This is a genomic window from Enterobacter sp. RHBSTW-00901, assembly GCF_014103115.1.
Taxonomy (GTDB): domain Bacteria; phylum Pseudomonadota; class Gammaproteobacteria; order Enterobacterales; family Enterobacteriaceae; genus Enterobacter; species Enterobacter cloacae_P.
The window spans coordinates 3,049,000-3,070,954 of the sequence record NZ_JABXPB010000001.1 but is presented as its reverse complement, the minus strand read 5'-3'; the positions used below and the strand labels follow the sequence as shown (position 1 = coordinate 3,070,954).

General features: G+C 54.9%; 21 protein-coding genes. 10 read left to right on the top strand and 11 right to left on the bottom strand.

From position 1 onward, the window contains the following. Positions 1–3 precede the first annotated feature (3 nt). The 6 genes from tatA to udp all read right to left on the bottom strand — a co-directional run bounded on the left by tatA (position 4) and on the right by udp (position 5,771). Positions 4–258 carry a Sec-independent protein translocase subunit TatA gene (gene tatA / locus HV318_RS14780; protein ID WP_182273345.1) on the bottom strand — a complete coding sequence of 85 codons (255 nt, stop codon included), beginning with the start codon at positions 256–258 and terminating at the stop codon, positions 4–6. 76 nt (positions 259–334) lie between these two features. Then, a complete protein-coding gene (gene ubiB, locus HV318_RS14775) occupies positions 335–1,975 on the bottom strand; it encodes a ubiquinone biosynthesis regulatory protein kinase UbiB (RefSeq protein WP_182273344.1) in 1,641 nt (546 codons plus the stop codon). Next, positions 1,972–2,577 (bottom strand): ubiquinone biosynthesis protein UbiJ, encoded by a 606-nt coding sequence (gene ubiJ / locus HV318_RS14770; protein WP_182273343.1) that lies wholly within the window; start codon positions 2,575–2,577, stop codon positions 1,972–1,974. Before ubiJ ends, ubiB begins: the two co-directional genes overlap by 4 nt. A gap of 13 nt (positions 2,578–2,590) precedes the next feature. Further along, a complete protein-coding gene (ubiE, locus tag HV318_RS14765) occupies positions 2,591–3,346 on the bottom strand; it encodes a bifunctional demethylmenaquinone methyltransferase/2-methoxy-6-polyprenyl-1,4-benzoquinol methylase UbiE (protein WP_181621351.1) in 756 nt (251 codons plus the stop codon). Positions 3,347–3,412: 66 nt separating this feature from the next. Next, positions 3,413–4,870 (bottom strand): DNA recombination protein RmuC, encoded by a 1,458-nt coding sequence (rmuC, locus tag HV318_RS14760; protein WP_182273342.1) that lies wholly within the window; start codon positions 4,868–4,870, stop codon positions 3,413–3,415. Between the two features lie 139 nt (positions 4,871–5,009). Beyond that, the gene (gene udp, locus HV318_RS14755; RefSeq protein ID WP_003860792.1) at positions 5,010–5,771 is read right to left on the bottom strand and encodes a uridine phosphorylase; all 762 of its coding nucleotides are present in this window, start codon (positions 5,769–5,771) and stop codon (positions 5,010–5,012) included. 249 nt (positions 5,772–6,020) lie between these two features. On the opposite strand from udp, the gene HV318_RS14750 reads away from it, so the two are divergent. The 8 genes from HV318_RS14750 (at position 6,021) to HV318_RS14715 (ending at position 14,496) form a co-directional block, all read left to right on the top strand. Next, positions 6,021–6,824: a dienelactone hydrolase family protein gene (locus tag HV318_RS14750; RefSeq protein WP_182273341.1), complete on the top strand. Its 804-nt coding sequence runs from the start codon at positions 6,021–6,023 to the stop codon at positions 6,822–6,824. Positions 6,825–7,107: 283 nt separating this feature from the next. Beyond that, a complete protein-coding gene (locus HV318_RS14745; protein ID WP_182273340.1) occupies positions 7,108–7,776 on the top strand; it encodes a cysteine hydrolase family protein in 669 nt (222 codons plus the stop codon). 147 nt (positions 7,777–7,923) lie between these two features. Then, complete coding sequence (gene fdrA, locus HV318_RS14740) at positions 7,924–9,480, top strand: acyl-CoA synthetase FdrA (RefSeq protein ID WP_182273339.1); 1,557 nt, start codon at positions 7,924–7,926, stop codon at positions 9,478–9,480. Further along, on the top strand, positions 9,477–10,898 hold the full coding sequence (locus HV318_RS14735; protein WP_182273338.1) for a YlbE family protein: 1,422 nt from the start codon (positions 9,477–9,479) through the stop codon (positions 10,896–10,898). Before fdrA ends, HV318_RS14735 begins: the two co-directional genes overlap by 4 nt. Then, positions 10,895–11,854 carry a carbamate kinase gene (locus tag HV318_RS14730; RefSeq protein WP_182273337.1) on the top strand — a complete coding sequence of 320 codons (960 nt, stop codon included), beginning with the start codon at positions 10,895–10,897 and terminating at the stop codon, positions 11,852–11,854. The genes HV318_RS14735 and HV318_RS14730 overlap by 4 nt, the downstream gene beginning before the upstream one ends. Before the next feature lie 18 nt (positions 11,855–11,872). Then, positions 11,873–12,265: an allophanate hydrolase-related protein gene (locus HV318_RS14725; RefSeq protein ID WP_182273336.1), complete on the top strand. Its 393-nt coding sequence runs from the start codon at positions 11,873–11,875 to the stop codon at positions 12,263–12,265. Between the two features lie 24 nt (positions 12,266–12,289). Beyond that, positions 12,290–13,513, top strand: a complete 1,224-nt coding sequence (locus HV318_RS14720; RefSeq protein ID WP_182273335.1) for a cytosine permease — start codon at positions 12,290–12,292, stop codon at positions 13,511–13,513. A gap of 77 nt (positions 13,514–13,590) precedes the next feature. Beyond that, on the top strand, positions 13,591–14,496 hold the full coding sequence (locus tag HV318_RS14715; protein WP_182273334.1) for a LysR substrate-binding domain-containing protein: 906 nt from the start codon (positions 13,591–13,593) through the stop codon (positions 14,494–14,496). A 35-nt stretch (positions 14,497–14,531) separates the two neighbouring features. Here HV318_RS14715 and metE read toward each other — a convergent pair whose 3' ends face one another. Then, positions 14,532–16,793, bottom strand: coding sequence for a 5-methyltetrahydropteroyltriglutamate--homocysteine S-methyltransferase (metE, locus tag HV318_RS14710; protein ID WP_182273333.1), 2,262 nt, complete (start codon positions 16,791–16,793; stop codon positions 14,532–14,534). Positions 16,794–16,909: 116 nt separating this feature from the next. On the opposite strand from metE, the gene metR reads away from it, so the two are divergent. Continuing rightward, positions 16,910–17,863, top strand: a complete 954-nt coding sequence (gene metR / locus HV318_RS14705; RefSeq protein WP_182273332.1) for an HTH-type transcriptional regulator MetR — start codon at positions 16,910–16,912, stop codon at positions 17,861–17,863. Here the strand turns inward: metR and HV318_RS14700 are convergent. From HV318_RS14700 to pldB, 3 genes are all read right to left on the bottom strand, one after another. After that, positions 17,751–18,650 carry a carboxylate/amino acid/amine transporter gene (locus tag HV318_RS14700; protein WP_182273331.1) on the bottom strand — a complete coding sequence of 300 codons (900 nt, stop codon included), beginning with the start codon at positions 18,648–18,650 and terminating at the stop codon, positions 17,751–17,753. The two genes, metR and HV318_RS14700, sit on opposite strands and share 113 nt — an antisense overlap. An 82-nt stretch (positions 18,651–18,732) precedes the next feature. Then, entirely contained in the window at positions 18,733–19,533 is an 801-nt protein-coding gene (gene yigL / locus HV318_RS14695) for a sugar/pyridoxal phosphate phosphatase YigL (protein WP_182273330.1), read from the bottom strand. 25 nt (positions 19,534–19,558) lie between these two features. Next, positions 19,559–20,551 (bottom strand): lysophospholipase L2, encoded by a 993-nt coding sequence (gene pldB, locus HV318_RS14690; protein ID WP_182273329.1) that lies wholly within the window; start codon positions 20,549–20,551, stop codon positions 19,559–19,561. 109 nt (positions 20,552–20,660) lie between these two features. Here pldB and rhtB point away from each other — a divergent pair, with 109 nt between their 5' ends. Then, on the top strand, positions 20,661–21,281 hold the full coding sequence (gene rhtB, locus HV318_RS14685) for a homoserine/homoserine lactone efflux protein (protein WP_182273328.1): 621 nt from the start codon (positions 20,661–20,663) through the stop codon (positions 21,279–21,281). Here the strand turns inward: rhtB and rhtC are convergent. Beyond that, positions 21,278–21,898, bottom strand: a complete 621-nt coding sequence (gene rhtC, locus HV318_RS14680) for a threonine export protein RhtC (RefSeq protein ID WP_182273327.1) — start codon at positions 21,896–21,898, stop codon at positions 21,278–21,280. The genes rhtB and rhtC overlap by 4 nt on opposite strands. Between the last annotated feature and the right edge of the window lie 57 nt (positions 21,899–21,955).

Sequence of the window (21,955 nt, the reverse complement as noted above, 5' to 3'; positions counted from 1 at the left end):
GAATTACACCTGCTCTTTATCGTGGCGTTTAGCGTCTTCCTTTTTGGCGTCATCTTGCTTGTCGGAGATGGATTTCGCAGTAAAGTCAGCATCCTGGCTGGATTTATCCTGCTTGCTCTCATCATCGCTCATGGCTTTCTTAAAGCCTTTGATAGATGCGCCGAGGTCGGAACCGATAGAACCGAGTTTCTTCGTGCCAAACAGCAGCACGACGATGACGGCAATGATCAACAATTGCCAGATACTGATACCACCCATACATGTTCCTCAGGGATAGATGATTAATTAGTCAGATCGCATTATACGTATGCAACCCGGCGATAGCGACGCTAAATCAGCGCGTTTTTCTCCAGCCTGCGAGCCAGACAACAACCCCGCCAGCCATCAGCCAGGCAGGCATCATCTGCCAGTCCGGGCGATTGATCAGCAACAGCGTACCGCTCAGCAGCAATGTCGCCCCAATACCAAAGAGATAGCGTGACTGTCCCTGGCGAACGCGGCTGGACTGAAGCTCGCGGGCGATTTTATCCATGCTGTGCTGAAGGTTCTTGTTCTGACGCAAACTGTCATAAACCAGCTCAGGAATTTCAGGCATTTTTTCAATCCAGAACGGGGCTTTCTCTTTCAGAGAGCGCACCAGCGCCGGAATGCCAACCTGATCCTTAATCCAGGATTCCAGGAAAGGTTTCGCGGTTTTCCATAAGTCTAACTGAGGATAGAGCTGACGACCTACGCCTTCAACGTAAAGTAATGTTTTCTGAAGTAAAACTAACTGCGGTTGCACTTCCATATTGAAGCGGCGGGCGGTGTTAAACAGGTTCAGCAAAACATGGCCGAAGGAGATCTCCGCCAGTGGTTTTTCAAAAATCGGTTCACATACGGTACGAATAGCAAACTCAAACTCTTCGACGTTAGTATCCGCCGGAACCCAGCCTGAATCTACGTGCAACTCGGCCACCTTACGGTAGTCGCGATTAAAGAAGGCGATGAAGTTCTCGGCAAGATAGCGCTTATCTTCTTTGTTCAGCGAACCCACAATGCCACAGTCAATACCGATGTACTTCGGGTTCTCAGGGTGTTCGTAACTCACGAAGATATTGCCCGGGTGCATATCCGCATGGAAAAAGCTGTCGCGGAACACCTGGGTGAAGAAGACCTGCACGCCACGCTCGGCCAGCAGCTTCATGTTGGTGCCCTGGTTTTCCAGCGCAACCACATCCGATACCGGGATCCCGTAGATACGTTCCATCACCATCATGTTCTGGCTACAGTAGTCAGAATAGACTTCAGGCACATACAGCATCGGGCTGTCTTCAAAGTTACGACGCAGCTGAATGGCGTTTGCTGCTTCACGCTGCAGATTAAGTTCATCAATCAGCGTTTTTTCGTATTCCCGCACCACTTCCATTGGACGCAGTCGACGGCCATCAGGCAGCAAGCGTGGAACCCAGCGGGCCAGGCGGTAGATAAGCTTCATGTCAGCTTTGATTATCGGCAGGATATCCGGGCGAATAACCTTGATGACCACCTTTTTGCCGTTTTCTTTCAGACGCGCCGTGTGTACCTGAGCAATGGAGGCTGATGCCAAAGGCTCAATGTCGAAATCGTCAAACCAGGTTTCGACGGGGATATTGCCCATCGCTTCTTCAATCTGTTTCTTCGCCCTTCCCCCGTCAAACGGGGCAACGCGATCCTGCAACAGTGCCAGTTGGTCGGCAATGTTTGGTGGGAAGAGATCGCGACGGGTAGAAAGCATCTGCCCAAACTTGATCCATACCGGGCCAAGCTCCTGTAGCGCCAGACGCAGACGTTCACCCAGCGGCTGACCTTTATGACGATTTGGCATCCAGAACAACATCCGCCGCCAGATCCGAAGCGGCAGCGTAATGCGCATTTTGGGGATAAGTTCGTCTAGCCCGTAACTCAAAAAGGTGTGGACGATAAAATAGAGGCGGCGAATTTCACCAGGCGTCATTTGCTCTCCAGTTTTTCCAGCCGTTTGGTTAAGGCATCAACCGCGCGTTCAACAGCGGCAGTCTCTTCCGCAAACCATGCCACTTCCAGCGGCCCGGGTGCCATGCGCCATTCTTCGGTCAGCACTTCTGCCGCATAGCGCTGCTGTCGCTGCAGGCTTTTGCGCAGGAAAGCCGAACCACCATGAATCGCTTTACCGATCCCTTCAGCAGCAATGTCGCCAATAAAGGGCGCGAGCAGTTCTGCCGGATCAAACTCGGCCAGGTCGCTAAGCGCAACGAAGTTCTGCACGACCTGAATATCGCCTTCAACTTCCAGTTCACCGCTGCGGATAAGCGCGGTCAGTTGCTGGCGGTCACGCAGTTTTGGTAACACGCTCATGTGCGTAATGACCGAGCAGTCCGCCTCGCCTTCCCACTCACCCAGAACGTCGAGCTGACGTTCGCTGAAGACCAGCACAAGCGGTGTCGAAAACTCTTTTAAAACGATACGCAGTACCTTTCCGTTAAGCCGCTGACGTGCGACTTTCAGCGCAGGTGCGCGGTACAGAAAGGCATTCAGTACATTCTCAATGCCTGCGGTGACCAGGGGTTTAAAGGGCACGGGACACCTCCACTCAGAACTTGTAACCACGATGCAGCGCGACGACACCGGCCGTCATGTTGAAGTACTCAACGTTCTCAAATGCCGCATCCTGCATCATGGCTTTCAACGTGTCCTGATCCGGGTGCATACGAATAGACTCTGCCAGATAGCGGTAGCTTTCTGCATCGTTTGCCACCAGCTCACCAATACGCGGCAGAATGTGGAATGAATAGGCATCGTAGGCTTTACTCAGCGGCTCGATAACCGGTTTGGAGAACTCAAGCACCAGCAGGCGTCCGCCCGGCTTCAGCACGCGGTACATGGAACGCAGCGCTTTGTCTTTATCCGTAACGTTACGCAGGCCAAACGAGATAGTGATGCAGTCAAAGGTATTATCCGGGAACGGAAGAGCTTCAGCGTTGGCCTGTACATATTCCACATTACCCACAACGCCGATGTTACGCAGCTTCTCGCGTCCCATTTTCAGCATGGAGTCGTTGATATCGGCCAGAACAACGCGACCGGTTTCCCCTACCAGACGGGAGAATTTCGCGGTCAGATCGCCCGTACCACCCGCTAAATCCAGCACCGTTTGTCCACGACGCACACCGCTACAGTCGATGGTGAAGCGCTTCCACAAGCGATGAATGCCGAATGACATTAAGTCATTCATCACATCGTACTTCGCCGCCACGGAATGAAATACGTGGGCCACCATGTCAGCTTTCTGCGCTTTGGCGACAGTCTGAAAGCCAAAGTGCGTCGTGTCTTGTGAATCGTCAACCATCTCAGAGCCTGCTTATCAGTAAAATGTCCGGGAAGTGTAACAGATTGGGCGCGTTTGCCCTACGATTCAACCACCGCGAAAGAAACGCGTCGGCTCCTCTTCTGGCGATAAATCCGCCGTTAAATCGTTGTCTTCACTGTTTGTCTTTTGTTCAGCATGACCTTCTCGCAGACGGAATTCTTCGTCCTGAGCCGTGGCCTGTTCCACCAGTTCCGGATTAATCTCGCGTTTGACCTCCACCCCCAGGCTGCGAAACGCTTCGGCTTGCGCCAGCAAATTGCCGCGCCCGGAGGAGAGCTTTTTCATTGCCTGACGGTAGTTATCCTGCGCGCGGTCAAGGCTTTGCCCAACCGAGGACATATCGTCCACGAACAGGCGCATTTTGTCGTACAGCTTGCTGGCGCGATCGGCAATCTGCTGCGCATTGCGGCTCTGGTGCTCGTAGCGCCACAGGTTCGCAATGGTACGTAAGGCCACCAGCAACGTGGTGGGACTTACCAGCATAATGTTATTTTTCAGTGCTTCAGTAATCAGTTCTGGCTGCCTGTCGAGCGCCAGCAGGAATGCGGGCTCTACCGGGATGAACATCAGCACGTAGTCCAGAGAACGCAAACCCGGCAGCTGTTGATAGTCTTTTCGGCCCAGCAGACGAATGTGGTTACGTACAGAGGCAATATGTTCCTGCAGCGCCGCCTCACGAATGTAATCATCCTCTGCATTGAAGTAACGCTCGTAGGCCACCAGCGTCATTTTGGCGTCAATCACCACATCTTTGCCCTGCGGCAACCGCACAATCACATCCGGCTGCATGCGCGAGCGGGCATCGTCCTCAATGCTGACCTGCGTTTCGTATTCATACCCTTCACGCAGACCAGAAGCTTCCAGCACGCGGGTCAGTACCACCTCGCCCCAGTTACCCTGCGCTTTGTTATCCCCTTTCAGGGCGCGCGTCAGGTTGACTGCTTCCTGCGCCATCTGCGCATTCAGCTGCTGGAGATTACGAATTTCATGCGCCAGCGTGTGACGCTCGCGGGCTTCCTGGCCAAAGCTGTCCTGCACCTGACGACGAAAACCGTCAAGCTGTTCACGCAGCGGTGTCAGCAGGCTGTTCAGGCTCTGGCGGTTTTGTTCGTCAACGCGGCGGTTGCTGTGCTCAAAAATGCGGTTCGCAAGGTTCTCGAACTGCTCACTGAGGCGCTGCTCGCTGTTGATCATCTGGCGGATTTTATCTTCCGCATGCAGCTGGGTAGATTCAAGGCGGGTGGTCACTTCGCGGAGATCGGCCTCCAGCGAGGTGTTAATGTCGCGCAGGTTGCGCAGTTCGTTATTGAGCAACTCACACTCGTCGCGCCAGTGCGAACCCTGGGCAAGCTGTTGTTTTGCCGCGCTTAACTCCGCGACCATCTCTTCGCGTTCTGCCAGTTGATCGGCTTTCTGCTGCGCGTGCTGGTAGCTGGAAATCAGCCAGCCTATACCCACACCCACCAGCGCAATCACCGCATAAATCAGGATTGAGATATCCACAATGCCCCCTGCATCAACGTATTACCCGCACAAAATAGAATTCTGCTGTATAAACGTCCAGTTTGAAAGGGTTTTCCTGCGAGGCGCTACGCAAAAAGAAAAGGCCGAACGTATCGGCCTTTTATCTCATAAGACGGGACTAGATCAGGCGACGAGCGGCTTCAACCACGATTTTCACCGCATGACTTTCAGTCTGCTTCATGGTCTCGGCATTCGGGATCTCTTGCTGAGTACGGTTGACGATAACGCCTGCCACCATACCGGCACGCAGACCCTGGCTTGCGCACATGGTCAGCAGTGTTGCAGATTCCATTTCGTAGTTCATTACGCCCATAGACTGCCACTCTTCCATTGAGCCTTTAAAACGGCTCACGACGCGACCAGAGAAGGTGTCGTAACGCTCCTGGCCTGGGTAGAAGGTATCAGAAGAGGCGGTCACGCCCACGTGAGTCGTTGCCCCCACGGATTTCGCGGCTTCAACCAGTGCAGTGGTACATTCGAAATCAGCCACTGCCGGGAATTCCATTGGCGCAAAGTGCAGACTTGCTCCATCCAGACGCACAGACGCGGTGGTGACCAGCACGTCGCCGACATTGATATGTGGCTGAATAGCACCGGTGGTACCGATACGCAGGAAAGTACGAATGCCCAGCTGCGCCAGCTCTTCAACTGCAATCGAAGTAGACGGGCCGCCGATACCGGTCGAGCACACGATCACTGCTTTGCCATCCAGCTCAGCGCGCCAGGTGGTGAATTCACGATGGGCTGCCAGCTTAACCGGCTTATCCATCAGCGCGGCGATCTTTTCCACACGCTCAGGATCGCCAGGGACGATAGCGAGCGTAGCCCCTTGTAAATCGTTTTTAGTGAGGCCGAGATGAAAAACATCAGACTTAGACATAGGTGACTCCTCTGTGGGTCGGTTAGTCAGAAGAAGTAAAATGGTACTTTACAGAAGCAATAAGCACAATTTCGTGACACACCTCACCATGAATGAAAATGATTGCAGTAAATTTCCATGAAATGGTGATTCACATCACATTAACAAGTTATATCGCGGGGCACTGCACAAAAGATAGACGGTTTAAGGCACTGTGGGTTGTTATCTTGAGGTCTATATTTATATGCACTTACGGGTACGGAGAATACCATGACTCAGAAAACCAATTTTGCGCCTGCCGCCGCCCCTCTTGCTTCGACCATCGTCTCCACCTCTGAAGAATCGATCCTGGCCGGTGAAACCTCCATTCCCTCGCAGGGCGATAATATGCCTGCTTACCACGCACGGCCAAAATCCGCTGACGGCCCGCTGCCTATCGTGATTGTGGTTCAGGAGATTTTTGGCGTTCACGAACATATTCGCGACCTCTGCCGTCGACTGGCTCTGGAAGGGTATCTGGCCGTTGCACCAGAGCTCTATTTCCGCCAGGGCGATCCGAATGATTACAGTGATATCCCTACGCTTTTCAGCAACCTGGTCAGCAAAGTGCCAGATGCGCAGGTGCTGGCCGACCTTGACCACGTTGCCAGTTGGGCGGCGCGTAACGGTGGCGATCCGCATCGCCTGATGGTGACCGGTTTCTGCTGGGGTGGTCGTATTAGCTGGCTGTATGCCGCGCACAATCCACAGCTCAAAGCCGCCGTGGCCTGGTACGGTAAGCTGGTGGGTGAGAAGACGCTGAATTCACCGAAGCACCCTGTTGATATCGCAACAGACCTGAATGCACCGGTTCTGGGGTTGTACGGCGGACAGGATACGGGTATTCCACTCGATACCGTGGAAACGATGCGCCATGCGCTGCGTGCAGCCAACGCAAAGGCTGAAATTGTGGTGTATCCGGATGCCGGGCACGCCTTTAATGCCGATTATCGTCCGGGCTATCACGTGGAATCCGCTAAAGATGGCTGGGAGCGTATGCTGGCCTGGTTCAGCCAGTACGGTAATAAGAAATAACTTTTATGGCTCCGGGGCACACCGGAGCCATTCCCACATGAAAAATAAGTGCATTTCATCACATTCTTGCGACAAATTTTTTCACTCTAAATATTCTTCTCATCAAATTTTTTGCCACATTATTCAGCGATATGACCCCCTTCACACTCACCGGGTATAACGCCTGCCAATACAAATTTTTCGTTGCTGCACACCAAACTATTTTCCTGTCTCACCACCTCTTTCTGCTGAATACTCAGCATCAGATTTACGGATCGTTTATGACCTGAACAGGAGATTTACCATGACGCAATACGTATTCCAGGCTCAACCTTTTGTTCTGCCATTTGCCCCCCATAGCACCGCTCTGGTGATGATCGACATGCAGCGTGATTTTGTGGAAGCCGGTGGGTTTGGTGAAGCGCTCGGTAACGATGTTTCGCGGGTTCGTTGCGCCATCGAGCCCTGTAAAAACGTGCTCGCAGCAGCCCGCAGTCAGGGAATGCTGGTGATCCATACCCGTGAGGGGCACCGCGCAGACCTTAGCGATTGCCCGGCAGCCAAGCTCACCCGCGGGGGCAAAACCTTTATCGGCGAACCCGGCCCAATGGGGCGTATTCTGGTGCGCGGTGAAGCGGGCCACGACATTATTCCAGAGCTCTACCCTGTCGCGGGCGAACCGGTTATCGATAAACCGGGCAAGGGTGCGTTCTATCAGACTGACCTGCATCTCATTTTACAGAACCACGGCATTAAAACGCTGATTGTCTGCGGCGTCACCACTGAAGTTTGCGTCACCACGACCGTTCGCGAAGCTAACGATCGGGGTTACGAGTGCATTATCCCGGAAGATTGTGTCGGCTCTTATTTCCCGGAATTCCAGAAATATGCGCTGGAGATGATCAAGGCACAGGGTGCCATTTTCGGCTGGGTCAGCCATTCCTCCGCCATTCAGGAAGGCCTTAAGGGCTAAATAACGGAGATACCGTCGAGGCCTCGCGGTATCCGCTATCTAACAACCTCACATTATCACGACCTTTTCGTAGCGCCCGATACCACGCTATGCGGGTTCCCTTTGTCCGCACTCTGCTGTCGGGCAGTCATTACCAGGCTTAACATAATGAAAATTCAGAGCAAAGTTTTCAGCAACCTATACCAGGACTCTGTGTCTTTGATGCAGATTTCAGCGCGGATCAGCAAGCTACCAGGTATCCATAACGCGTCAGTGGTGATGGGAACCCCGATGAACCTCGACCAGCTTCGTGAAGCTGGACTTGGTACGGAGCTCCGCGCCGGTCCGAACGATCTGATCATTGCCGTCATGGGAGAAGAAGCCGCTTGCATAGCGGCGCTGGATCTCGCTGAGCAACGCCTGAACAGTAAGCCTGAAGAGAGTGCGGATATCAGCAAATCTCCCGACCCGGTTAGCCTGGATATGGCGCTGGAAACCGCGGCCGATGCTAATCTGGCGCTGATTTCCGTTCCCGGAGACTATGCGGCCGCCGAGGCGATAAAAGCGCTGAATCTGGGTATGAACGTGATGATGTTCAGCGATAACGTCAGTTCCGGGCAGGAAAAAGCGATTAAAACCCTCGCGCACGCACATCGCCGTATTGTGATGGGTCCCGACTGTGGCACTGCCATTATCAACGGTATTCCGTTGGGTTTTGCTAATGTGGTTAAACGCGGGGTCATCGGTATCGTCGGTGCATCCGGTACCGGGTTGCAGGAGGTGACGTGCCGTATTGACAGACTTGGGTCAGGCATCTCGCAGGCTCTGGGCACAGGCGGCCATGACCTCAGCGAAGAAATCGGCGGGATTTCCATGCTGGATGGACTCCAGGCACTTATGCAAGATGAAGCCACCGACGTCATCGTTTTGATCTCAAAACCACCTTCACCCACTGTGGCTACGCGCATTCTGGAGCAGGCTCAGTTTGCCGGGAAACCCGTGGTAGTGAACTTTATTGGTTCGGATCCGCAGGAGATCGCACGCCCTAACGTAAGCGCCGCAATGACGCTTGCCAGCGCGGCTGAAATCGCGGTTGCATTAGCCAACCATCAGCCATTACCAGAAAAACCGGCAGACCCAACACCTCGTGACATCGTTACCCTGCAACAGTCTTGCCTGAATTTGTCTGCGGCAAGGCAGGATATTCGCGGCGTCTTCGCGGGAGGGACGTTCTGCTATGAAGCGCAACTCATCTGCCAACAAAACGGTTTCAGCGCCGCATCAAACACCCCCGTTTCCGGAAATAAAAAACTGCAGGATATCTGGCAGAGCCACGGTCATACGCTAATCGACATGGGAGATGACGATTTCACCCGCGGTAAACCGCACCCGATGATTGACCCCACGCTGCGCAACCAGCGCCTCATTAACGAGCTGAACGATCCACAGACTGCCGCTGTATTGTTCGATGTAGTGCTGGGATATGGCGCATCCGAAACCCCTGCCAGTGAATTACTGGAGCAACTTGCTCACATTGATAAACACCATGCCCCGGTATTGATTGCGCATGTATGCGGCACAGAAGCCGATCCACAACAGCGCAGCCGCCAGGTTGACGCCCTGCGTGAAGCGGGCGTCATCATCGCCGATTGCAACGCGCAGGCCGCAGCCTGGGCCAGCATCGTGGCTAACATTCAGCTCCAGAAGAAGGACGTCTGCGCATGAACACCTTATTTAATCAGCCCCTGAAAGTAGTGAATGTCGGGCTTCAGAGCTTTGCCAGTAATATCCAGAAAGTCGGTGGCGAGGTTATCGCACTCAGCTGGCAACCCCCTGCGCTGGGCAATATCGATGCCGGACACGATCTTGCCTCTCTGCTGCATCACCCCTTAGTAGAACACGCCAACCAGATTGCGATGGCGCGTTACCTCAGTGCCCAGCCGGCTCTGGTGGATGTCATGCCGGCCAGCGAAGCGATTCCCGAAATGGCTCATCGCAAACTCATCCTGCATTCCGGCCCGCCCATTCGCTGGGAAAACATGTGCGGCCCGGTGAAAGGGGCCATTGTGGGTGCAATGTTGTTTGAAGGCTGGGCTAGCGGCCATGAAGAGGTCGAGGGACAGATCCTGGCGGGAGAGGTAGCACTTGAGCCATGTCATCACCATCACGCCGTTGGGCCGATGGCTGGCATTATCAGCCCGTCTATGCCGCTGTGGGTTATTGAAAATAAAACCAACGGACAACGCGCCTTCAGCAATTTTAACGAAGGGTTAGGTAAGGTTTTACGCTTTGGTGCCAACAACGAAGAAGTGCTCGAACGTCTGTGCTGGATGCGCGATGAGCTGGGACCTGCGCTTAAAGCCGCCGTGCGTCACCTGGGCGAGCTGGAGTTAAAACCGCTGATAGCACAGGCGTTACATATGGGTGATGAAGTTCATAACCGTAACGCCGCAGCAACCGGTCTACTGATCAAACGCCTGCTGCCCGCGCTACTGGCCTGCAACTTGCCTGGTACGAGCGTACAAAAGGTCGTGGCCTTTATCACCAGCAACGATCACTTCTTCCTCAACCTGTCGATGGCGGCCTGTAAAGCCATGATGGACGCAGCCGCCGGTGTGCCATTCAGTTCAATGGTTACGGTGATGGCACGCAACGGTGTTAATTTCGGCATTCGCTTGTCCGGCACCGGAGAGCAATGGTTCCAGGCTCCAGCCAACGCGGTCAAAGGGCTATTTTTCCCGGGCTATGGCGTGGACGATGCCGCCGCAGATCTTGGTGATAGCGCCATTACGGAAACCGCCGGCGTGGGTGGGTTTGCAATGGCATCTTCCCCTGCAATTGTAAAATTTGTCGGTGGAACCCCCGCAGATGCGACCAACAATAGCCGCCGAATGCAGTCAATTACCCTGGGTGGTAACCCGGCCTTCACACTGCCAGCCCTGAACTTTGCCCCGACGGCTGCCGGTATCGACGCCCGCAAGGTCGCCGACCGCGGTATTTTACCCGTCATCAACACCGGGATTGCGCACAAACAGGCCGGCATCGGCCAGATTGGAGCGGGCATCACGACCGCTCCCATGCCCTGCTTTGTCGAGGCAATTTCCACACTGGCGCAGATCGTTGCAAAAGGAGAACCACAATGAACAAGCCATTGGCTGTCGTTGCTGTCGGTGGTAACGCCCTGATCCAGGACGATCGACGGAATAGCATTCCCGATCAATACGATGCGGTGATTGAAAGCGTTGAACATATCACTGATATGGTCGAGGCCGGGTGGGATCTGGTATTGACCCACGGCAATGGTCCGCAGGTAGGGTTTATTTTACGCCGTTCCGAACTGGCGAGCGGTGAAGTTGCCCCCGTCCCACTGGATTACGCCGTGGGCGATACCCAGGGCGCAATCGGCTATATGTTCCAGAAAGCGCTGCATAACGCCCTGGCACGTCGCGGTATTCACAAACCCGTTATTGCTCTGGTGACGCAAACACGGGTCAGTGAGGAGGATGACGCCTTCGCAAACCCAACCAAACCTATCGGTGCATTCCTTGATGAAGCGACCGCCCGCGAACGTCAGCAGCAACTCGGCTGGACACTGATGGAAGATGCGGGCCGGGGCTGGCGACGCACCGTGCCTTCTCCCTCACCTCTGGAAATCATTGAACACAACACCATTGCCCAACTGGTGAAGCAGGGCTATATCGTCATCGCCTGCGGCGGTGGCGGGATCCCGGTCATTCGCGATGCACAACAACAGCTGAAAGGCGTCGAGGCGGTGATTGATAAAGATCGCGCGTCTGCTCTGCTCGCCAGCCAACTGCAAGCCGATTTGCTGCTCATTCCCACCGGGGTAGAAAAAGTGGCGATCAACTTCGGCACGCCCCGGCAGCAATGGCTGGACACCCTTACCGTTGAACAAGCCCAGGCGCTCGTGCAAGAGGGGCAATTTGGGGTCGGTAGCATGCAACCGAAAGTCGAAGCGATTCTCGATTTTGTGAACACCAGCCAACAACAGGGTAAATACGCCAGCGGTCTGATCACCAGCCCGCAGGCCATTAAAGCCGCCCTTTCACACCAGAGCGGAACCTGGATTACCCCATAACATTTACCGGAGAATAATATGACAACCACTACTCTGCTGGCTGTGAATGGCACCCTGATGCGCGGCCTGGAATTGAACAAAAACATGCTCAAGGCGGGCGGTGTATTCGTGCGCGAAGACCTCACCGACGCGCACTATCGCCTGTGGAGCATTAACGACAGACACCCTGGGATGATCCGCGTCGCACAAGGCGGCACGCAGGTTGCGCTGGAGATTTGGGCGCTTCCGCTCGCCAGTTTTGCCGAATTACTGATGAGTGAACCTGCGGGGCTGGCCATCGGTAAAGTCAAACTCGCCGATGGCAGCGAAGTGCTGGGCGTGCTGGCGGAAAACTGGCTCACGGAGGGTCAACGCGAAATCACAGAACAGGGAAGCTGGCGACAGTACACCGGCCATTTCCACACGGCGTAACGCGCACTTCAGAGGGAACAAGATATGCGTAAAACAGAAGAGAGTCTTCACACTGCGTCAGGGTTACGGATCGCCATGATTTTGCTTGGGATCGCCGTTACGCCGGTTCTGCTGTCATCTTCAAGTCTGGGTAACCAGCTTTCCAGCGGCAGCCTGATAAGTGTGGTATTGCTGGGTGGACTCATCCTCACCATTTTGTCTGCCATTACCATCAGCGTGGGCGAAAAAGCCCGCCTGCCAACGTACGGTATTGTGAAATATGCGTTTGGCGAAAAAGGCGCGATCGCTATCAATATCCTGATGGCCATCAGTCTGTTCGGCTGGATTGCGGTAACCGCCAGCATGTTCGGTCATTCCGTGCATGATTTGCTCACACAGCATGGGCTGAATGTTCCACTGCCGCTGCTGGTCGCTGCGGGATGTGTGATTTTTGTCGCCTCTACCGCGTTTGGCTTTGCGGTATTAGGGAAAGTCGCCCAGATTGCCGTCCCTGTAATTGTGCTGGTTCTGTGTTACATCCTGTATGTTGCCACCCACAGCGACATAGCAATGCCGCAAACCGTTGTCAGTATGAATACTGGCGTTGCCGTATCGACCGTCGTTGGCACGATCATCGTTCTGGTCGCGACTCTGCCGGACTTTGGCAGTTTCGTGCATAACCGCAAGCACGCCCTGATCGCGGCGGGGCTGACGTTTCTGGTTGCCTACCCCCTGCTGTACTGGGCTGGCGCGACGCCCAGCGCCATTAGCGGCCAGGGTTCCCTGCTGGGTGCGATGACAGTCTTTGGTGCCGTACTGCCTGCCGCGCTGTTGCTGATTTTCGCCTGCGTGACGGGTAATGCCGGGAATATGTTCCAGGGCACGCTGGTCGTGTCAACGTTACTGACCCGCTTTCCTAAATGGCAAATAACCCTCGCGCTGGGGGGATTGTCTGCCATCGTCGGTAGCCTGGATATTATGGCGTGGTTTATCCCGTTCCTGCTGTTCCTCGGTATTGCCACCCCACCGGTCGCCGGAATTTATATTGCCGATTTCTTCATGTACCGCCGCAACGGTTACCAGGATTCCGTTCTGACGCAGGAACCACAAATTAAAGCGCTGACGTTTGTCGCGTGGATTTCAGGCGCTGTTGTAGGTTTTATGACCGTGAAAGGGGTGTTCACCCTGACCACTATTCCGTCGGTAGACTCCATTGTTGTGGCCTGTATCGCATACGCGCTGCTCAGTCGTCTGGGTCAACACCGATAGTTCCTGCGTATAATTGGCACACTTTTACGGCTGAATCGAACCCGGGTTCAGCCGCTCTCTGCCGACCAGGAAACCCTATGTTTATTTCTGACGAAACTCTCCGCGTGATCCATCTGGTCGCCAGACACCAGAGCATTACGACTGCTGCCGAGCAGCTAAACAAAGTCCCGTCCGCCATTAGCTATACCATCAAAAAAACGGAAGAAGCGCTTGGCGCAGAACTGTTTCTTCGCAAAGGACGCTACATCGAACTCACGCCAGCGGGCAGCTATTTTATTGAACACAGCAAAACGATCCTCGGCGATCTGGAAGCACTCAGACGTAACACGGTGTTGATCCACGATGGCATTGAACGTGAATTAACGATTGCGGTAAACAACATCATTCCCACCGCCGTGCTGGTCGAGTTCATCCGCGATTTTGAACAACAATTCTCGTCGACGACACTGACGCTGAATCTTGAAGTCTACAACGGTTGTTGGGATGCACTGTACGGCAGACGGGCAGATCTGGTGATTGGTGCGCCCCATGCCGTTCCCGGCAGCGAGGGCATTATCAGCGCCCCTTTAGGGCAGCTGGAATGGGACTTTGTCGTCAGCCCACAGCATCCGCTCGCGGGTGCCCGACACCCGCTCGACAACGCTGAACTGCGTCACTATTCGGCCGTGTGTATTCGTGACACATCCATCAGCATCGCGCCGCAACAGGCCTGGCTGCTGGAGGGGCAAAAACCGCTTTTTGTGCCTGATTTCACCACCGCCATTGCATTAATCGAGCAAAACGTGGGGATTGGCTATATTCCGCACCATCTGGCGCTACCGTTGCTCAACAGGGGAACGCTACTCAAAAAACCGATGCGTGAACACAAACATGCCACAACGCTTTTTCTGGCAGCCCGTTCAGATGGTATGGGGAAAGTGTGCCGCTGGTGCATGGACTACCTGCAGCACCCGGCCTTAAGTGCAAGGCTAAGCGGGGGATAAAACACCTCTCCACAATGAAGGGAGAGGTTTTCCGGTTACGCCTGACGCAGATTCTGCGCCGCCTTCACCATGTTTGCCAGCGCCGCGCGGGTTTCCGGCCAACCGCGGGTTTTCAGGCCGCAGTCCGGGTTCACCCACAGACGCTCCGCCGGGATACGCTGAGCCGCTTTCTGCAATAAGGCTTCAATCCATTCTACGTCCGGCACGTTCGGTGAGTGGATGTCATACACGCCCGGCCCGATTTCGTTCGGGTAGTCGAACTCTTCGAATGACTCCAGCAGTTCCATGTCTGAACGTGATGTCTCAATAGTGATCACATCAGCATCCAGCGCAGCAATGGAATCCATGATGTCGTTAAACTCGCAGTAACACATATGGGTGTGGATCTGCGTGTCGTCCTTCGCGACGGCGGCGTTGATGCGGAAGGCTTCCACGCCCCAGGCCAGATACGCATCCCAGTCGCAGCGGCGCAGCGGCAGACCTTCGCGCAGTGCCGGTTCGTCAATCTGAATGATGCCAATGCCCGCCGCTTCCAGATCTGCCACTTCGTCACGCAGCGCCAGCGCAATCTGCTTCGCAATGGTTTCACGGCTCACATCTTCACGCGGGAAGGACCAGCAAAGAATGGTTACCGGACCGGTCAGCATGCCTTTCACCGGTTTGTCGGTCAGGGACTGAGCGTACTTCGCCCACTCAACGGTGATCGCTTCCGGACGGCTGATGTCACCAGTCACTACCGGTGGCTTCACGCAGCGGGAGCCGTAGCTTTGCACCCAACCGTTCTGGGTAAAGACGAAACCATCCAGGTGCTCACCAAAGTATTCCACCATGTCGTTACGCTCTGCTTCACCGTGCACCAGCACGTCCAGACCTAAGCGCTCCTGCTCCACAATCGCCTGTCTGATGTGTTCGGCGATACCGGTGCGATAGTGGTTCGCATCCAGATTACCCTTTTTAAAGTCCAGACGCAGGCCGCGGATTTCAGTGGTCTGCGGGAAGGAACCAATAGTGGTCGTCGGCCATGCTGGCAGATTGAAGCGGGCGCGCTGGGCTTCGGCACGCACGCTGTAAGCGTTCTGACGCTGGCTGTCCTGCGCCGTGATGGCCGCCAGACGTTTTTCGACCGCCGCATTGTGAACGCGGGTGGAGTGACGACGTGCCTGAATCGGCGCGCTCCATTCGGTAATCGCCGCCGTATTGCCCGTGTTCAGCGCATCACGCAGCAGCGACAGCTCTTCACATTTCTGCAGGGCGAAGGCAAACCAGCTTTTCACTTCCGCATCCAGGCGGGTTTCCACGCTCAGATCGATGGGGCTATGCAGCAGGGAGCAGGAAGAGGCGATCCACAGATCGCGTTTACCGACGACATCTTTAATCTGTGCATACTTCTCCGTCAGATCGGCACGCCAGACGTTGCGACCGTTGACCAGACCCGCCGAGAGCAGCCAGTCCGTTGGCAGACGCTTGTGCAGCTCCGCCACATCATCTTTGCCATGAACTAGGTCAACGTGCAGCCCCTGAACCGGCAGCGCCGCGATCGTGTCGAGGTTTGGCGTGACACCTTCAAAGTACGTGGTCAGCAGCAGCTTCACCTGACCCGTCAGCGCGTCGTAAGCCGGTTTGAAGGCGTTCAGCCATTCTTTCGGCAGCTCAAGCACCAGCGCTGGCTCATCAATTTGCACCCACTGAATGCCGCGTTTACCCAGCTCAATCAACACCTGTTTGTAGACCGGCAAAATATCGTTCAGCAGGCTGAGACGGTCAAATTGTTCGCCTTTCACTTTACCCAGCCACAGGTACGTAACCGGCCCCAGCAGCACAGGTTTTACCTGATGCCCCAGTGCCAGCGCTTCGTCCACTTCGTCCAGCAGTTGCGTCCAGGTCAGTTTGAACTGCTGGCCTTTTACGAACTCCGGCACCATGTAGTGATAGTTGGTGTTGAACCACTTGGTCATTTCCGCCGCTGCCGCTGGCTCCCCTGTTGGCGCACGGCCACGGCCAATGCGGAACAGGGTGTCGATATCTACCGATCCATCTTTGTTCTGATGACGAGCCGGCACGTTGCCAAGCAGCAGGCTGGTGGTCAGAACATGGTCGTACCAGGCGAAATCGCCCACTGGCAGCAGGTCAACACCCGCCTGTTTTTGCTGATCCCAGTGACGGGCACGCAGCTCGCGGCCAACGGTCAGCAGTTCTTCACGGGTCGTGTTGCCCGCCCAGTAGCTTTCTTGCGCTTTTTTCAGCTCGCGACGCAGGCCAACGCGAGGGAAACCGAGAGTGTGATTACGGATTGTCATGGTATGCCCCTTGTGAATTTTTACGATTTAGACGTCCAGATGTTTACACATCCATAATTGGCGGTTACTGTATATTCCTCAAGCGCAAAATGTTCATGCCGAAGTGAAGGACTTTCATGATCGAGATAAAACACCTGAAAACGCTACAAGCGTTGCGGAACTGCGGTTCTCTCGCAGCGGCTGCGGCCACACTGCACCAGACCCAGTCCGCCCTTTCTCACCAGTTCAGCGATCTGGAACAACGCCTCGGCTTTCGTCTTTTTGTGCGTAAGAGTCAGCCGCTACGCTTTACGCCGCAGGGTGAGATCCTGTTGCAGCTGGCCAACCAGGTGCTGCCGCAGATTGCCAGCGCCCTGCAATCCTGCAACGAGCCGCAGCAAACCAAACTGCGTATCGCAATTGAGTGTCACAGCTGTATTCAGTGGCTGACCCCCGCGCTTGAGAGCTTCCGTCAGAAGTGGCCGCAGGTGGAGATGGACTTTAAATCCGGTGTGACGTTTGACCCTCAGCCATCGCTCCAGCAGGGCGAGCTGGATCTGGTCATGACCTCAGACATTCTGCCGCGCAGTGGTCTGCACTATTCGCCGATGTTTGATTTTGAAGTGCGCCTGGTTCTGGCTCCGGATCACCCTCTGGCCAGTAAAACGCGCATCACGCCGGAAGATCTGGCGACGGAAACGCTGCTGATTTACCCGGTGCAGCGCAGCCGCCTGGATATCTGGCGTCACTTCCTGCAGCCCGCAGGTATTAGCCCACAGCTGAAAAGCGTGGATAACACCCTGCTGTTGATTCAGATGGTTGCGGCCAGAATGGGTATCGCGGCGCTGCCTCACTGGGTGGTGGAAAGCTTTGAACGCCAGGGTCTGGTCGTGACCAAAACCCTGGGTGAAGGACTGTGGAGCCGGCTGTACGCCGCCGTGCGCGACGGCGAGCAGCGTCAGCCAGTAACGGAAGCGTTTATTCGCTCAGCGCGGAACCACGCGTGCGACCATCTTCCGTTTGTGCGGAGCGCGGAGCGACCCAACGGCGATGTACCCACAGCGAAGCCAGGATCACCGTCCCTCCAGTAAGGAAGCTCGGCCAGTGCGGTTGTTCCTGCCAGATGGCGAGGTTCACCAGTAGCCCCGCAGGCACATGAACGTTGTTCATAATCCCCAGCGTACCGGCGTCTACCTGTGTAGCGCCGTAGTTCCACATGAAATACCCCAACCCGGATGCCACCACGCCCAGCCAGACCAGAATGCCCCACTGCACGGAGGTGGTCGGCAGTTTTTGCGGGTTACCGAGCATAAACCACGCCGCCACCGCGACGATAGCAGCCCCCATATAGAACCAGGCGAACGCGTTATGCTGTGGCATCGGACGGGTTTCCATCAGGCGTTTGTAGCCAACCATACCAATAGCAAAGCTGATATTCGCCAGCTGCACGAACATCAGGCCAGTCCAGAAGTGATCGCTCACTTTGTCATAGCGAATAATCGCCGCCCCCACAACCGCCAGCAGCGCACTCAGCACATAGCCCCAGCGTAAGCGACGCTTGCTCAGCAGATCGTAAATCAGCGTGATGTAGAGCGGTGTCAGCACGGTAAACAACAGGAATTCGGAGACGGACAAGTAGACGTATGCCCGGAAGCTGAACAGATACATGATGCCGAGCTGCATCGCCCCCACCAGCATGTACAGCAGAATGGTTTTTAGCGACTGCCCACGCGTACGCAAAAACGGCAGGAACACCAGCGCCGCCAGCCCGACACGCATCAGTACCGAGAAGTAGCTGTCAACATGTCCGGCAAGGTATTCACCGATCAGGCTAAAGGAGAAGGCCCACAGGATAGTGGTGATAATGAGTAGCGCCACAATGCTTGTCTCTCAGAAAGAAGGACAGGCATTGTAGCGAACTACTCAGTTGACAACTGGGCAGTAAATAACCAATTAAAGATTATTCAAGGAACAATTTGCGCAGATATTTTGGTACCGCGTTATCGGCGTTCGAACCAATCACTTCCAGCTCGGGGTGCAGATCTTTCAGACGCTGGTGCGCATTCTCCATAATGCAGCCTTTCCCTGCCATCGAGAGCATTTCTGCATCGTTCATACCATCACCAAAGGCAATGCTGTCTTTCAGGCCAAAACCCATACGCCTGGCGACAGCGTCCAGCGCGTGACCTTTCGAGACACCGCCCGCCATGACCTCCAGACAGGTAAGCGTAGAGAAACTGACGTTGACGCGGTCACCCCAGCGCGCATTAAACGCCTGCTCCAGCGGCAACAGTTCTTCATGGCTGGTGCAGGTGAAAAACACTTTACTGACGCCTTCCGGCTCCAGCAGACCCGGCTCGTACAGCGAATACTGGAATACCGCCTCTTTAAAGAAACGCATCTCTTCCGGACGGTGGCGGTTCATAAACCACTCATCGTCGCGATAAACGTTGGTGACGATATTCGGGTTGTTATGCACAACACCAAACAGATCGGCGGCAATGCCACGATCCAGATTGTGAGTGAAAATCAGGTTGCCATCGGTATCGTGTACTCGCGCACCGTTGGAGGTGATCATGTAGGACTTGATGTCCAGATTATCGCGGATCTGCCCTACATCCACGTGGTGGCGACCGGTGGCAAACACAAAGTTCACGCCATGGGCAGTCAGGAGTTTCAGGGTCTCTTTCGCATAAGGCGACAGGGTGTGGTCGGGGGAAAGTAGTGTGCCATCTAAATCAGATGCAACAACCTGGTACATAGGGAAATTTAACCTCAATAGAAAATCAGTTATGCCGGTTGAAAAACTCAACAATGGCGTTAAGCGCGACTGAGCGCATAGCGTCCTTTTCGAAAAGGATCTCATGGAATGCGCCGTTTATAACCAGCGGTTTTCGCCCTTCACAAGGGTGACCGGCGGCGGCGCGCAGTTCACAAAAGCGGTCATGCATGCGGTTATCGACCACACGCTCTTCTTCCGCCTGAATCAGGAGTGTCGGTGTGTCGTCATTGCCGACGCCAGTCAATACCTGCTCACCGGCCAGAATGCCTTCCCGCACCCAGTGATAAGTGGGACCACCGACGCGTAAACGCGGTTCATCGGCATAAAAGCGCAGGTTACGGCGATAACGCTGCCGACTGTGGGTTAACACATTGATGGCAAACGGTAGTGCCCGCCAGCGTCCTGTCCCGATGGCATACCCTTCACGAATGCGCTGATGGCCCTCAGCCCAGTCAAGAATATGACGCACCATCCAGTCAGGAAAACGCATCACGATGCCATACATCGGCGCGGTGAGCGCAATGGCATCGCACTGGTGCTCGTAACGCTGCAAAAACAATGTGGAGATCGCACCGCCCATTGAGTGCGCAAGGATATAACGCTTACGCCACGGGCCTGGCTGAACTTCCTGTTGCCAGAATGCGGCAAGATCGTCGACGTAATCGCTGAAATTATCCACATGACCACGGTGCGTGTCCGATAACATACGACCGGAAAGCCCCTGCCCACGATGGTCAATAATCAGGACATCGAACCCTGTATGGACCAGATCATAAGCCAGTTCGGCATATTTAACGTAGCTTTCTATACGCCCCGGGCATATCACAATCACCCGATCATTTTTCTTATCCCGAAAACGGACAAAGCGTACCGGAACACGACCTACGCCTGTAAATTCATCTTCCTCACGTTGCCGCCAGAAATGGGTCAGCGGCCCCATAGAGAAAGCAGCAAATGCGTTTTCTCGTGTTTCCCAGTCCTTTTTCTGCTGAAACATCGGGTTTCCACCCCTGTAAGCCAAGGAATATCGTTTTTTCATCACTGGTCACAAAATGACTCAGCAATAGCGTATTGTGGCATAAAAACAGACGATTCGGGAGTTTCAAATGACCTTCGAGTGGTGGTTCGCTTACCTGCTGACATCCATCATCCTCAGCCTTTCCCCTGGCTCTGGCGCGATCAATACCATGACCACATCCATCAACCACGGCTATCGCGGTGCGGCGGCGTCCATTGCCGGTTTGCAGACCGGGCTGGGCATTCACATCGTGCTGGTAGGGATTGGTCTGGGGACATTGTTCTCCCGCTCTGTACTGGCGTTTGAGGTGCTGAAATGGGCCGGCGCGGCATATCTGATTTGGCTGGGTATTCAGCAATGGCGTGCCGCAGGATCAATCAACCTGAACACACTCGCTCAGGCACAAACGCGCGGTCGTCTGTTTAAACGCGCAGTGTTCGTTAACCTGACTAACCCGAAAAGCATTGTTTTCCTGGCCGCGTTGTTCCCGCAGTTTATCGTGCCACACCAGCCGCAGGTGATGCAGTACGTGGTGCTGGGTACGACCACCATTGTTGTCGACATCATTGTGATGATTGGTTACGCGACGCTGGCGCAGCAAATCGCGGCCTGGATTAAAGGGCCTAAGCAGATGAAGGCCCTGAATAAAGTGTTCGGTTCGTTGTTTATGCTGGTTGGCGCGCTCCTTGCGTCAGCGCGTCATGCTTAGCGAGAGATAATCAAATGGATACCGAAGCCGGTGAACAACGCGCCGGCAAAACCGTCAATCCACTTTGCGATGCGCTGGTAACCACGGCGCATTGCCGGTAAGGCAAACAGGCTTGCCACCACGGTGAACCAGGCAAACGTCTCAACGACAATCAGCAGGAAGATACCCCAGCGCGCCCCCGCGCCCACGCTGTCACCGACAAACAGAGAGAACACGGAGCCAAAATAGATGATCGCTTTCGGGTTCGCCAGGTTGGTCAGCAGCCCTTTCACAAAGCTACGGCCGCCCGTTGCCAGCTCAACCTTTGGCTCTTCCGGCTTTTTCACTTCTTTCTTCAGCGCTCCGCGCAGCATCTGGTAGCCCATCCAGCACAGGTAGAGACCCCCGCCGACCATAATAATGTTATGCAGCCAGGCCATCTTTGCCAGAATCAGGTTCAGACCGAGTAGCGCCACCGCCGCCCAGACCATGACACCCGCAGTGATACCCAGCACGCCCATCATCGCCTCTTTGCGGGAGCGGCTGACAGCCGTTTGTGACACGAAGAAAAAGTCAGGGCCGGGGCTCATCAGCGCAACGATATGCACTAACGCCACGGTGAGAAATAGCATTAACATAATTAGCTCGCGGGGAAATAATACAGTGAGTCACCATCCTGGCACTTTTTAGCCCGG

What these genes read in the sequence shown, in the direction of transcription:
- tatA (WP_182273345.1), bottom strand. Translation starts at nt 258, where the DNA reads ATGGGTGGTATCAGTATCTGGCAATTGTTGATCATTGCCGTCATCGTC.
- ubiB (WP_182273344.1), bottom strand. Translation starts at nt 1,975, where the DNA reads ATGACGCCTGGTGAAATTCGCCGCCTCTATTTTATCGTCCACACCTTT.
- ubiE (WP_181621351.1), bottom strand. Translation starts at nt 3,346, where the DNA reads ATGGTTGACGATTCACAAGACACGACGCACTTTGGCTTTCAGACTGTC.
- udp (WP_003860792.1), bottom strand. Translation starts at nt 5,771, where the DNA reads ATGTCTAAGTCTGATGTTTTTCATCTCGGCCTCACTAAAAACGATTTA.
- HV318_RS14750 (WP_182273341.1), top strand. Translation starts at nt 6,021, where the DNA reads ATGACTCAGAAAACCAATTTTGCGCCTGCCGCCGCCCCTCTTGCTTCG.
- HV318_RS14745 (WP_182273340.1), top strand. Translation starts at nt 7,108, where the DNA reads ATGACGCAATACGTATTCCAGGCTCAACCTTTTGTTCTGCCATTTGCC.
- fdrA (WP_182273339.1), top strand. Translation starts at nt 7,924, where the DNA reads ATGAAAATTCAGAGCAAAGTTTTCAGCAACCTATACCAGGACTCTGTG.
- HV318_RS14735 (WP_182273338.1), top strand. Translation starts at nt 9,477, where the DNA reads ATGAACACCTTATTTAATCAGCCCCTGAAAGTAGTGAATGTCGGGCTT.
- HV318_RS14730 (WP_182273337.1), top strand. Translation starts at nt 10,895, where the DNA reads ATGAACAAGCCATTGGCTGTCGTTGCTGTCGGTGGTAACGCCCTGATC.
- HV318_RS14725 (WP_182273336.1), top strand. Translation starts at nt 11,873, where the DNA reads ATGACAACCACTACTCTGCTGGCTGTGAATGGCACCCTGATGCGCGGC.
- HV318_RS14720 (WP_182273335.1), top strand. Translation starts at nt 12,290, where the DNA reads ATGCGTAAAACAGAAGAGAGTCTTCACACTGCGTCAGGGTTACGGATC.
- HV318_RS14715 (WP_182273334.1), top strand. Translation starts at nt 13,591, where the DNA reads ATGTTTATTTCTGACGAAACTCTCCGCGTGATCCATCTGGTCGCCAGA.
- metE (WP_182273333.1), bottom strand. Translation starts at nt 16,793, where the DNA reads ATGACAATCCGTAATCACACTCTCGGTTTCCCTCGCGTTGGCCTGCGT.
- metR (WP_182273332.1), top strand. Translation starts at nt 16,910, where the DNA reads ATGATCGAGATAAAACACCTGAAAACGCTACAAGCGTTGCGGAACTGC.
- yigL (WP_182273330.1), bottom strand. Translation starts at nt 19,533, where the DNA reads ATGTACCAGGTTGTTGCATCTGATTTAGATGGCACACTACTTTCCCCC.
- pldB (WP_182273329.1), bottom strand. Translation starts at nt 20,551, where the DNA reads ATGTTTCAGCAGAAAAAGGACTGGGAAACACGAGAAAACGCATTTGCT.
- rhtB (WP_182273328.1), top strand. Translation starts at nt 20,661, where the DNA reads ATGACCTTCGAGTGGTGGTTCGCTTACCTGCTGACATCCATCATCCTC.
- rhtC (WP_182273327.1), bottom strand. Translation starts at nt 21,898, where the DNA reads ATGTTAATGCTATTTCTCACCGTGGCGTTAGTGCATATCGTTGCGCTG.